Origin of the sequence: Alteromonas nitratireducens, from assembly GCF_040812025.1 — a bacterium.
Lineage (GTDB): Bacteria > Pseudomonadota > Gammaproteobacteria > Enterobacterales > Alteromonadaceae > Alteromonas > Alteromonas nitratireducens.
In genome coordinates this window covers 1-11,759 of record NZ_JBFNPK010000002.1, presented here as the reverse complement: position 1 = coordinate 11,759, position 11,759 = coordinate 1, and the positions used below count along the sequence as shown (strand labels likewise).

6 protein-coding genes and 2 rRNA genes are annotated in these 11,759 nt (G+C 52.0%); 3 read left to right on the top strand and 5 right to left on the bottom strand.

Translation table 11 applies throughout. From position 1 onward, the window contains the following. Positions 1–62: 62 nt before the first annotated feature. From AB1N33_RS02680 to AB1N33_RS02670, 3 genes are all read left to right on the top strand, one after another. Positions 63–1,931 (top strand): sensor domain-containing diguanylate cyclase, encoded by a 1,869-nt coding sequence (locus AB1N33_RS02680; protein WP_411269993.1) that lies wholly within the window; start codon positions 63–65, stop codon positions 1,929–1,931. A gap of 13 nt (positions 1,932–1,944) precedes the next feature. Beyond that, positions 1,945–4,329, top strand: a complete 2,385-nt coding sequence (locus AB1N33_RS02675) for a DNA polymerase II (protein ID WP_411269992.1) — start codon at positions 1,945–1,947, stop codon at positions 4,327–4,329. A 92-nt stretch (positions 4,330–4,421) separates the two neighbouring features. Further along, positions 4,422–4,889: a SixA phosphatase family protein gene (locus AB1N33_RS02670; RefSeq protein WP_411269991.1), complete on the top strand. Its 468-nt coding sequence runs from the start codon at positions 4,422–4,424 to the stop codon at positions 4,887–4,889. Between the two features lie 9 nt (positions 4,890–4,898). On the opposite strand, the gene AB1N33_RS02665 is transcribed toward AB1N33_RS02670, so the two are convergent. The 5 genes from AB1N33_RS02665 to AB1N33_RS02645 all read right to left on the bottom strand — a co-directional run. Beyond that, the gene (locus AB1N33_RS02665; protein WP_411269990.1) at positions 4,899–5,987 is read right to left on the bottom strand and encodes an efflux RND transporter periplasmic adaptor subunit; all 1,089 of its coding nucleotides are present in this window, start codon (positions 5,985–5,987) and stop codon (positions 4,899–4,901) included. A gap of 8 nt (positions 5,988–5,995) precedes the next feature. Next, positions 5,996–9,124 carry an efflux RND transporter permease subunit gene (locus AB1N33_RS02660; RefSeq protein WP_411269989.1) on the bottom strand — a complete coding sequence of 1,043 codons (3,129 nt, stop codon included), beginning with the start codon at positions 9,122–9,124 and terminating at the stop codon, positions 5,996–5,998. Positions 9,125–9,325: 201 nt separating this feature from the next. Beyond that, positions 9,326–10,876 carry a methyl-accepting chemotaxis protein gene (locus tag AB1N33_RS02655; RefSeq protein WP_411269988.1) on the bottom strand — a complete coding sequence of 517 codons (1,551 nt, stop codon included), beginning with the start codon at positions 10,874–10,876 and terminating at the stop codon, positions 9,326–9,328. 482 nt (positions 10,877–11,358) lie between these two features. Next, positions 11,359–11,474, bottom strand: a 5S ribosomal RNA gene (gene rrf, locus AB1N33_RS02650). Between the two features lie 201 nt (positions 11,475–11,675). Beyond that, positions 11,676–11,759 (bottom strand): 23S ribosomal RNA (locus AB1N33_RS02645); the annotation flags it as partial.

Here is an 11,759-nt window from a genome sequence, read left to right as displayed (position 1 = left end):
CACACGCCATTTTTTTTATCACTCAACGCACGGTCACCTTTTGTTCTCTGGTTTTAGCGGGCATGCTGCTGTGTGCCTCACTGCCTGTCCTGGCGACGCCCGCCCCCGGCGTTCCGGCCCAGGCCACCCCGCAACAAACCGGGCTGCGTGACTGGCCGGTATCCCATCTGCATGTGTTACCGCTGGTGAGAAACCGCCCCCAGTTGGCGGTTGACACCCTGCAAAACCTGCTGACTGACGAAGATGATCCGATCTTACGTGCCGCTTACTACGCGCTGTTAAGCCGGGCTTATTCAGCCCTTACGCTGCCCCGCAAAGCGCTCGACGTGGCCGACAAAGGGCGTGAACTGGTAAGGTTACAGGACCAGCCCTGGCTTTATTATCAGTTGGCACTGTCCCGGGCCGAAGCACTCGACAGCGACGGGCGCCCCTCTGAAGGAAAGACACTCACCGGTCCTGCGCTACGCTGGGCTGAGGCTCATCAGGCCTGGGATTTGCTGGCCTACGGATTGAGCATTGATGGCTACCTTAGCCTGACACTCAGCGCAACGGATGATGCGCTGGCCAGTTTTCAGCAAGGGTACTCGCTGGCACAACAACGTGGCACCCGCATTAAACCGGAAGATTTCGCCAGTATGATTGCGCTGGTCTATGAGTATCGTCAGGAACCTGAACTGGCCCTTCCCTTTCTGCAAGAGGCCGAAGCCTATTACCGGGAAAACGACATTCAGCTTGAACTTGCCAACACCCTTTTTGGTATGGGCAAGGCAAATATTGACCTGGGCAACCGGGAATCCGGGCTGAGACAGCTTCGGGATTCAGCGCAAATCGCGCTGAATATTGGCGATCTGCAGGGTGCGGCCTACAGTTATCACCTTATGGCCAGGCAGCTCATCAATCAGGAAAAGTATGCGCAGGCTGAAGACTTTCTTAACGAAGCCCTGACAATTTTTGAGGATGCCAATAATCGCTTCATGCAAATTAATGTGCTGCTGACCCTGCATGATATCGCCCTGCACGATGCGCGTTTTGAATCAGCGCTGCAGCAGCTTCAGCGCGCCGAGTCACTTGCCCGTGGCGATGCGTTTCTGCCATCCAGAATTACCATTAATGACAGAAAAGCGGCGTTACTGGCCAGACAAGGCAAGTATTTACAGGCCTACCAGCATCTCAAAGACAACGTGGCACTGCAGGAACAATTGAACAAAGAGCAAAATTCACAGCGCCTGTTTGAGCTTCGTACACGTTTTGAAGTGGAGCAGCAACACATCCAGAATGCCCTGCTTAAAGAGCAAAACCTGCGCCAACAGGCGCAGTTACAAAGTGAACAGACACTTCAGCGGTATATCTTTGTGGTGGTATTTTTGTTGCTGGTCATTTGTCTGCTGCTGGCATCGCTGTATATCAATGGCAAACATCAGCGGCAACGACTGGAAAAACTCGCCAACGAAGATGAGCTCACCGGCCTGATGAGCCGTCGGAAAATGCTGGAACAACTGGATCACCACCTGCTGCTTGCGCAGCGTCATAAGTTGCCGCTGACGGTGGCGGTGATTGACCTTGATCACTTCAAACGCATCAATGATCAGTTTGGTCACCTGACGGGAGATGCGGTCCTCAGGGAGTTTGGTGCGCTGGCCAGACAAAGTTTCCGCACAACCGACCTGCTGGGACGAATTGGCGGTGAAGAGTTTATGTTCTGTTTCATGCACACCGACACAGACGAGGCTCAGGCGATGCTGACCCGCTTCGCGACGCGGGTGAAGGACATTCCTTTCGCACTGAATGTACCCGGGCTCAAAGTCTCGGTATCGGCTGGCGTTGCAGCCGGTAAAGCGTACAGCGTGAGTACAATCATTGCCCATGCAGACGACGCACTTTATCAGGCAAAACACGCGGGGCGTGACCGCATTGTCATTTATCCACAATGATTGCGCGTTTGCTATGACAACGACAAACACTGCATCAACCCAAAGGCTGGTATCCGGTTTTATTCTGAGCCGGCGGGTACTGCAGCAGGCCAATGGCGCTGTCATCGAGTTGTGGGTAAAAACAGAAAACGGGCCTCGTTGTCTGCACTCACCGCCACAGCAATACAGTTGTTTTGTACCCACTGATCAGTTATCCGCGCTGAAAGCAGAAGCCAGCGCACAGCGCATTGCGTTTCAGATAGCATCGGCGCCATTTCATACGCTGGACAACCGGTCAGCAACACTGATTAAGGTTTCGTCTGACAAAGCACATCAGCAACTACGACGACTGGCCAGAGCCGCCGGTATCGTGCTTCACGAAGCAGATATTAAACTGACAGAGCGTTTTTTAATGGAACGCTTTATTTATGGCTCACTGGCCTTTGCGGATACCGGGCATTCACAGCAAGCGCCGGTTACCGATGCCAGAGTCAAAGCCGCAGACTACCGCCCGACCCTGACATCACTGTCGCTGGATATCGAATGCGATGAGCACGAGCAATTGTTCAGTGTCGGTCTGGCCTCTGATAACTGCAATAAGGTTATTATGGTTGCGCCACCGGGTATCACTCACGTGCAAGTTGAAAATGCGGCGTTTACCCTGGATCTGGTCGACTCAGAGTCGGCGCTGCTGGATGCACTAACAACAGCGGTTTGTGAGGCCGATCCTGATGTACTGATAGGCTGGAACTGCAAGCAATTTGACTTCGCTGTGCTGGCACGTAAAGCCAAGGCCCTCAAACATCCGCTAAAACTGGGCAGACATGGCCAGGCTGTTAGCGTAACTGAATGGGAGAACGGCCAAACCGTGGTTGATATTCCCGGGCGTTGCGTCGTCGATGGTATCGAAGGGCTAAAGACCATGACATACCATTTCGACAGTTTCTCACTGGATAATGTGGCAGAAACCCTGCTTGGAGAACGCAAGCTGATCCAGGCGGGCGACAAGCTCGCGGCAATAAAGCAGCAGTATTATGAGGATCCGGCAGGTCTCGCCCGCTACAACTATCAGGATTGCGTACTGGTTAATGCCATTGCAGAAAGAACCCGGCTGATCGATTTTTTAATATTGCGCAGCACGCTGACAGGGCTCGAGCCCGGACGTCCCGGAGGTTCTGTTGCCGCATTTTTAAACCTGTATTTACCACACCTGCACCGTGAGGGCTACATCAGCGGTGTACGTCCGAAAGATGGCGGGCTCGCCAGTCCCGGCGGATACGTCATGCGTTCCAAACCCGGGCTTTACGACCATGTCCTGGTCCTGGACTTCAAAAGCCTGTACCCCTCTATCATACGCACATTTTGCATTGACCCAATGGGCCTGACTGAGGGGCTTAAATCTCCCCACGACGCGATTGAAGGTTATAAGGGGGCCCGCTTTTCACGCACTAAGCATTTTCTTCCCGGCATTATTGCGCGGTTGTGGTCTCAACGCGATGAAGCCAAACGTGAAAAAGACAGCGCGCGATCCCAGGCCATCAAAATTCTGATGAACTCGTTTTATGGTGTTCTCGGCAGCGGTGGCTGCCCTTTTTATGACCCACGCCTGGCAAGCTCCATTACGCTGCGCGGCCACGACATCATGCAAACCACTGCGCAGTGGATCAAAGAAGATGGCTTTGATGTTATTTACGGTGATACCGACTCTACCTTTGTGCATGTGGCCGGTGTTACGCACCGGGACGAGGCGCTGGCCATCGGCAAAGATCTCCAGAATAAGATCAACCAGCGCTGGCAGACGGTACTAAAAGCGCAGTATGACCTGCCCTGTTACCTCGAAATTGAATTTGAAACGCATTTTGACCGCTTTTTTATGCCAACAATTCGAGGCTCCCAGGAAGGCAGTAAAAAACGCTATGCCGGTATCACCTTTAAGCATGGCAAACCGGAGATGGTCTTCAAGGGACTCGAAACGGTGCGCTCGGACTGGACTGAACTGGCAAAGCAATTTCAGCAAACACTTTATCAGTATGTCTTTGAAGATAAGCCAGTTAACGCCTTTATACGCGCCCAGGTGGCAGCGCTCAGAGCAGGCGAATGTGACAGCCAGCTTGTCTACTCGAAGCGGTTACGTAAGCCACTTGACGCCTACACACGTACCCGTCCACCGCATGTTAAAGCCGCCAGCCTGGCGCAAACCTGGTACGAAGAGCAGGGCAAAAAACCCGATTTCCTGCAAAGTGGCCGGGTACGCTATGTCATGACCACCGCAGGCCCTCAGCCTGTTGAATGGGTCACGGCTCCCCTTGACTATGAGCATTATCTGGAAAAGCAAATTCAGCCAATTGCAGACAGCATTCTGCCGCTGCTCGGGCTGACCTACAACGATATCATCGATGAACAGCTCGCCTTGTTTTAATGCTGTTTTTGGCCATGGCCTGCACGCTGCTGCTTTCACTTTTTACGCCGTTCTGGCATGGTTGAAGAAGGTTTCCTCTTCACCGACATCTTATGAAAAAAGTACTGCTTGCGATTTTTTGTTTACTGGTTCCGCTTGCCCAGGCGGGTACGGTCTATCTCACACGTCATTACGAAAAGGCGAAGGGTGACGACCCGTCATTAACTGCAGACGGTGCTGCGCGTGCCAGTCAGCTGGCCGCCTACTTTGCAACAACACCGCTGCAGCACATTTACTCTACGTCCTATCGGCGAACGCAGGAGACCGTAGCGCCGCTGGCTCAACAGCAAGGACTGACCGTCGAGGATTATGATCCCTCCGATCTTTCTGCCTTCGCTGATTTGCTGCGGCAACAGACAGGGCTTGTACTGGTCAGCGGTCACAGCAATACAACGCCTGTCCTGATTCAGTTGCTGGGTGGCCCTGACGTCAGTATCGGGGAGGACGATTACGGCACCCTGTATATCCTGAAGACAGACGATCAGGGAACCGTGATGCAGACCATTGAGCTCTTTCCCTGACTACTGACATCAGGGGTATTTGGCGGTCAGCAGCGTGTCAGTGTCCTCAAACCGGACTTTCTGACCATGCTGCAGGCGCTCTGCGCCTCTCACAACCACGGGTTTATCTGACATCAGTTCACCGAAGACCTCAATACGTTCGCCCATGCCTACACCGGTCGTAACCAGAACCTGTGTTGCCTCGTTATTGTCATCAACCTGATACACAAAGGCGCCCGACTTTCTAAGCACCAGCGCGTCCCGGGGTACTGTCGTGCCATGATGACTTTCACTGTTCGGCAACGCGACCCTGACCGCACTCCCAATAGCAAACGTGCCTGGCCTTAGCCCGATACGGATTTCCATCATTCGTGACAGCGCATTACCGACCGGCACAATCGCTCTCACATTTTCTCGTTCAGCATGGCGCGGATCGGCCACCGTGACTTCCATACCATTTTCAATAAATGGCACCACACTCAACGGCGCTCTTGCCATCACATCGACCTGCGTTGGATCGACAATTTGCAGTAACGCCTGACCAGGCTGTATGTATTCACCGATGGTTTTAACGCGAGAGACAACCAGCGCGGAAAACGGTGCGCGAACCTGGCTCATCGATATCTGGTACTCTGTCAGGGCCTGCTGCGCCTTTGCCTGTTTTAATGATTGCCGGGCAATCTCCAGATCAGTTTCTATCTGGTCTACCTCATTCTGTGACAGATTGTTTTGGGTCGCCATGGATGCAAACCGGCTCAGCCGCTTCTCCAGCAGCCCTACACTGGCTTCCCATCGCTGTACTTCTGCCTTTTCCTGACTGAGCGCCAGTGCCAGACGCGTATCATCAAGTGAGGCCAGCAGTGCGCCTTTTTCCACCACCGTACCCACTTCTGCAATCCAGGTAATACGGCCTTCTACTTCCGCTGCTATCTGTGCGTCAGTTCGGCTGATTACGGTTCCGGGAACCCAAATCTGCTCGGTGATCAACTCCTCTTTGACCTGATCAATTTTTACCAGTGCCGGCGGCGGGCCTTCGGCTTCCTGCGCCATAGCCTGATGGGGAAGGTACAGGCAAACCGACGTAAATAACGCGGATGACCATAAAGATAAACGTTTCATGACAGTCCTCACATTTTGTCATTGTGGCGGGAATGTTTAGCCTGAACAGCAACAGAGCCAGGCGACACCCGCGAGCGATGTGTACTACGTGATAGCGTGGGTAATGAAACCTGCAGGAGCGCCGGCAGCAATACCAGTGTAAAAATCGTACTGAGCGACATGCCACCAACAATGACTGCCGCCAGTCCACGGTAAATCACACTGCCCGCACCGGGCAGCAAAAGCAGCGGAAGCATGCCAAAGATAGACGTCAGCGTGCTCATAAAGATAGGACGCAAGCGCAGCAGAACCGCCTGATGCACGGCATCGCGGCGCGACAATCCCTCTCGCTCGCCGTTACGGGTCTGATGAACCAGCAGAATCGCATTGTTCACCACCAGTCCCAGCAGAATGATAAAGCCAATCATGGTGAGCAGATCCATAGGCTGGAACGTCACCAGATTCAGCAAACGGATTGCCATGACCCCACCCACGGTGGCAAGCGGCAGTGCCAACACCACCATCAGGCTGTCTTTAAACGAACGGAACAACCCGGCCATGAGAATGAGCAGCAGCAGCATCGCCATCAGGAAGTTCTGGCTCATCGTGGCAATGGCCTTTTTCAGCGAGTCGGCACTGCCGCCGTACTGAATACTGCCATCAACCGGCATAACGGCCATCAGTTCAGGCTCAATATCACGCTTAAGGATGGTCATCGCCTCTTCAAGGGTCATGCCTTCCGGCGGATTGAAATTGAGTGTCAGCGTGCGTTTCCCCTCTACCCGCTGTATCTGAGTGGGCCCCACTGCGCGTTCGATATCGACAAGCTCACTGAGCCTGACCATTTCGCCATTAGGCGCAATGACCGGGGTGCTTGCGAGTTGTTCAGGATCAGACCAGGGAGTGGCACGGAAAATAATATTCAGACGTTTTACACCATCAAAATACTCGCCGACGTAGGCGCCATCGCCAAGCGACCTAATCAGGCTGGCTACCTGTGAACGCTGGTAGCCTAACTCCATAATGCGCCCGTCCCTCGGATAAAACTGCAGCTCGGGCTCTGCCTGCTCGAGACTGGGGTTTGCCCTCGCGTTGGCCCCCGGGAAACGCGCGCGAATTAACTCCAGCCCTCTTGCTGCGGCTGCCGCCAGTCCGTCTTCGTCAGTTGACTGAAGGTTTACATCAATAGAGCGACCATTCCCGAAACCACCAAACAGGTTGCCCTGCATTGCAAACGTCTGTGTATCAGGCAAATCTTTAAGGATCTCGTCGCGAACCAGCGCTTCCAGCGTTTTCACTTCGGTCTGCTCTTTCGCTCTCACACCAAGCGTGCCGCCGTTTGGCCAGGTAATGATGTAATAATTTTTGAGTGCCGGCGCTTTTTCGCCTTTCATGTAAGGTTCCAGTCGCTCGACAACCCGCTCCATCACGTCATTCTGAATAAATGCCTCACTGGAGCCTGCGGGAAAATTAAAGAACGCATCCACCGCGTCACGTTTTACCGGCGGTAAATAGTCGAGTTTGGGCATCATCAGCAACGTACCAGTAACCGGGAGGGCCATCAGAATGGCTATCACTACCATACGCCTCCTGGCTGTGGCGCTGAGCGCCATAATGAACGCAGAGAGTCGTTGCCACAGCGTTTCAAAACGGTCTTTTTGCGTGCCATCTGCCAGTCCGCGCGCCGCAATAACCGGCAAGACTGTTACGGCAACGATCATCGAGATGGTCACTGCAATGGCAATCGTGAGCGCCAGATCCGCAAACAGCTGCCCCTCGACATCGTCGAGAAACATGACCGGGATAAAGATCGCCACAGTGGTCGCCGTAGAAGCGAGCAGTGCACCAAGTACCTCTTTGGTGGCGAGATAACTGGCGTCATCCGCATTGCCGTTTTGACGCCGGTGACGAACAATATTCTCAAGCACTACGATAGCCGCATCCAGCACCATGCCAACCGCAAAGGCAAGGCCCGCCAGTGAAATGATATTCAGCGTTCGTCCGGTTATCTTCAGTACAATAAAGGTACTGAGCAGCGATATCGGTATCGCCATTGCCACAATCAACGTAGCCCGAACCTGCCGCATAAACAGCCATAAAATAGCGATAGCCAGCAGAACACCTAAAAACAGGTTACTGGTAACCAGGTTGACTGCACGGTAGATGAATACCGAGGCATCAAATGACTGCACCATCGTCAGTTGCTGATCGTTCAGCAGTTCCGTATTGAGCTGGGTGACCTTGGCTTTAACCGCTTCGAGGGTGGCGAGCACATTGGCACTGTTTTCCCGGTCAATGCGAATAGAAATAGCAGGATTTCCATTCTGAATACTGTAATTGTTGCCGTCGGCACGCTGAATGCGGATCTCCGCAATATCAGATAAGTACACCGGACTGCCGTTTCGCCACTCCAGTATCATGTCGCCCATTTTCTGCGGCGCATATTTTCCTTCAAAGCGCAGTGTGTACCGTCGACGGCCAACATCGACAAACCCGCCTGAGACGTCGTTCGCACTCCCCAGTGCACTGGCGATATTGGTTACATTGATACCCAGTTCAGCCGCCTTGTAAGGGTCGAAAATAATCTGAAACTCTTCAGCCCCGCCAACGCCACTTTCCATTCGTGCTCTGGCGACACCCGGGATCGCTTCTATTTCCGGCTGAATAACATCTTCAAAATAGGTTACGTAACTATTGATAGGATTCGGATTGCCCGGCAGACTCTGAAGGAAAAAGTACGTAAGCGCAGGACCGCCACCTCCCCAGCCGCCAAGCATAATATTCGGAGAGGTCGCATCCCGCGGAAGCGGCGGTAAGCGGTTCATGCGGCTAATCACATCAATGATTGATTTCTGCATGTCGGTCTCAAGCCCGAACTCCAGGTTTATCCAAGCATTGCCCTGATTCGCCCAGGCACGCATACTATGCAGCCCCGGGATACCCTGAAGTACTTCCTCCTGCGGTTCCAGTATCTCCGATTCAATTTCCTGCGGTGAGGCGGCTCGCCAGAAAGTCTGAATAGAAATTGTGGGGCGTTCTATATCAGGAAACAGTTGCACTGGTAATGAGAACAGGCTGTAAATACCAAGCGCCATGACGATTGCAATAACGATGGTAACGCCGGAAGCATTTTTAATTGCTGCGCGAGTGAGGTCCATGGTGTCCACCGGACAAGTCAATGATGCAATAAACTATAAGTCGCAAACGCGCAGCAAAAAGTTTAACGCCATTAACACACCGTTTTTGAGGACAAGCGGTAAGCGCTACGATAACCCATCGTTTTTAAGGGATAATTGACCGTACCCAGCCGCCGGTTATCGCATCAGCCCGGCATGCAGATACACACAGGCGATGGCGCGTCAGTGCATTTCCGCTTTATAACCAATGCGAAATCCGCCCCAGTGTTTATTATTCACATAAATAGGCGCGGACAAATCATGCATGACTTCGCCGGTATCACGCTTATACGTCTGCAGCAAAAATGCTTCTGTATTGCTGCCACAACGTGATCCTGTGTAGTCATTGAAAATGCGTTTGGTTCGATTGTTCGCCAGGTCCGTCTGATAATCGCCGGTCAGGGGCTGACTGAATTTTTTATTGTGCGTGGGAAAATAACCGTTTTTATCTACCGCTCCGGCATACACCATATACTGGTAGTGATTCAGCAAAGGTTCCTGAAGTTCAGGCAAAACCCGGTCGGTAAAGTCATCAAATCCTGTTTTATATTTTTTAGGATCGGTTCCCTCAATAGCCTTGTAATTAAAGTCAAATAAATCACGCTCGGAGATTTTCCCGTCAGAGAGCGCCTGTTCAAACAGTCTGCCGATGCGTGATGCGGTAGTTTGGGCAACTTCTCGCACTTGTGCATGGCGGTCTTCGTGGGTAAGACCGGATAACTGCCTGAAGATATCTTCAGTCTGATGGCTCAGACCAAGTACTTTATCCGATACATCTTCAAGGTCTTGCTCAAGTGACTGCGTGACAGTTTGCAGCTCAAGCACATGGGTACTGATTCCACGGCTGTACTCATTATATTCAGCGGCCTTTTCATCAACCGTACTAATAACATCGGTTGCCTTGGCCGACGCTTCGCCAACACTTTGTATCGACGATGACGTGTTACTAATCAGCGATGCCATTTCCTCTCCTGCATCGGCAACGCGATTGATCGCTCTGACAGACGACTCACTGCTCTGATTAATTTCTGAGAGTACTCTATCGATGCCTTCTGTGGCCTCTGTGGTCTTCTTCGCAAGCTCCCTGACCTCGTCAGCCACGACCGCAAATCCGCGTCCCTGATCGCCCGCTCTGGCAGCTTCAATCGCTGCATTTAATGCCAGCATGTTTGTCTGATCGGCAAGCTGATTGATTGTTGAGGTAATACCCGCAATGGAATCTGCGCGCTGTTTAAGATCCTGCAGTTGCTGTACTGAGGTCTGTATTTCATTACTGAGATTACTTTGTTGCTCAAGCAGGCGTGAAAGCTGGGTGAGACTTTCCCGGGTCTTTTCATCCGCATAGTGAATATTGGAACGCGCCTCGGCCGTGATTTCAGATAATGTATCGCTTGCTTGCTCAAGCCTGACAAGGCGATCACCAATTTCTTTGATGTTATCTACCTGTTTGGTGAATGAACGGGCAAGGTTATCGAGGAAATGCGACACCGTTGCACCGCCTATCGCTATCTTACTGGCACCCTGACTAATACTGTGTCCTGTCTTTTCGAGGTGTTGGGTCGTCTCGTCATTAGCAGTATTTGGGGCATCGGCGTTGATATCAGGGAAAAACACCAGAACAGGTGAAAAGAGCAGCGTTATGAGAAGTGCGGTTATCCACCAGGGGAGTTCAAACACACCAATCAGCACAGACAGCAATAATAAAATACCGAGCTGAATAAGGATTTTCTTCACTTACGCCTCGCGAAACAAAACATCTGTAAAGAAAAAATAGCTGAGATCCGGTTATTTACAAATCGGACAATGGTCTTAGAGATTATATAAAGATACAAAAAAGCCCACTCGACTGAGTGGGCTTTCTTTGAATTATGAGCCCCGGCAAGCCGGCAAGGGACAGTTCACTTCGTGACGACCCTTTCAGCGCGAGACATACTCTCACATGGGGCTTGGACCCGCACTCGGGTGAGGCTCCGGTCTTCGTAGAAGATGAAGAGTGACTTAACGTCACTCTTCAAGGAACGAACGCAAGGCATGGATGCCGAGCTGGGCATTGCAACAGGGATGGGTTGTTACACTTTTCTACAGCACGATCACACGAAGGAGGTCCCGGACAAGTGCTTCGCACTTTCCGGGATGACGCCTTTATTTTATTCACATTAATGGGTGTTCAAACAAAAAAAGCCCACTCAACTGAGTGGGCTTTTTTCAGAATGGGAGCCTGGCGGTGTGCTACTCTCACATGGGGAGACCCCACACTACCATCGCCGCTAACGTGTTTCACTTCTGAGTTCGGAATGGATTCAGGTGGTACCACGTCGCTATTGCCGCCAGGCGAAAACTTTTACGTGCAGAATTGTGATGATTGCGTAGCTTTCATCGCAACTTCTGCGCAAGGAGGACTCACAGTACGCTCTGTTGTGCGTCAAGTCAGCCTTGCTAAATTCAACAATAAGGAAAGACTGATATCTAATCGATTGAGTAACACTACTCTACTTTCTTTAGCTCGTCTCATACAAAGCCATTTGGGCGTTGTATGGTTAAGCCTCTCGGGCAATTAGTACAGGTTAGCTTAACGCCTTACAACGCTTCCACACCCTGCCTATCAACGTCATCGTCT

What these genes read in the sequence shown, in the direction of transcription:
- AB1N33_RS02680 (WP_411269993.1), top strand. Translation starts at nt 63, where the DNA reads ATGCTGCTGTGTGCCTCACTGCCTGTCCTGGCGACGCCCGCCCCCGGC.
- AB1N33_RS02675 (WP_411269992.1), top strand. Translation starts at nt 1,945, where the DNA reads ATGACAACGACAAACACTGCATCAACCCAAAGGCTGGTATCCGGTTTT.
- AB1N33_RS02670 (WP_411269991.1), top strand. Translation starts at nt 4,422, where the DNA reads ATGAAAAAAGTACTGCTTGCGATTTTTTGTTTACTGGTTCCGCTTGCC.
- AB1N33_RS02665 (WP_411269990.1), bottom strand. Translation starts at nt 5,987, where the DNA reads ATGAAACGTTTATCTTTATGGTCATCCGCGTTATTTACGTCGGTTTGC.
- AB1N33_RS02660 (WP_411269989.1), bottom strand. Translation starts at nt 9,124, where the DNA reads ATGGACCTCACTCGCGCAGCAATTAAAAATGCTTCCGGCGTTACCATC.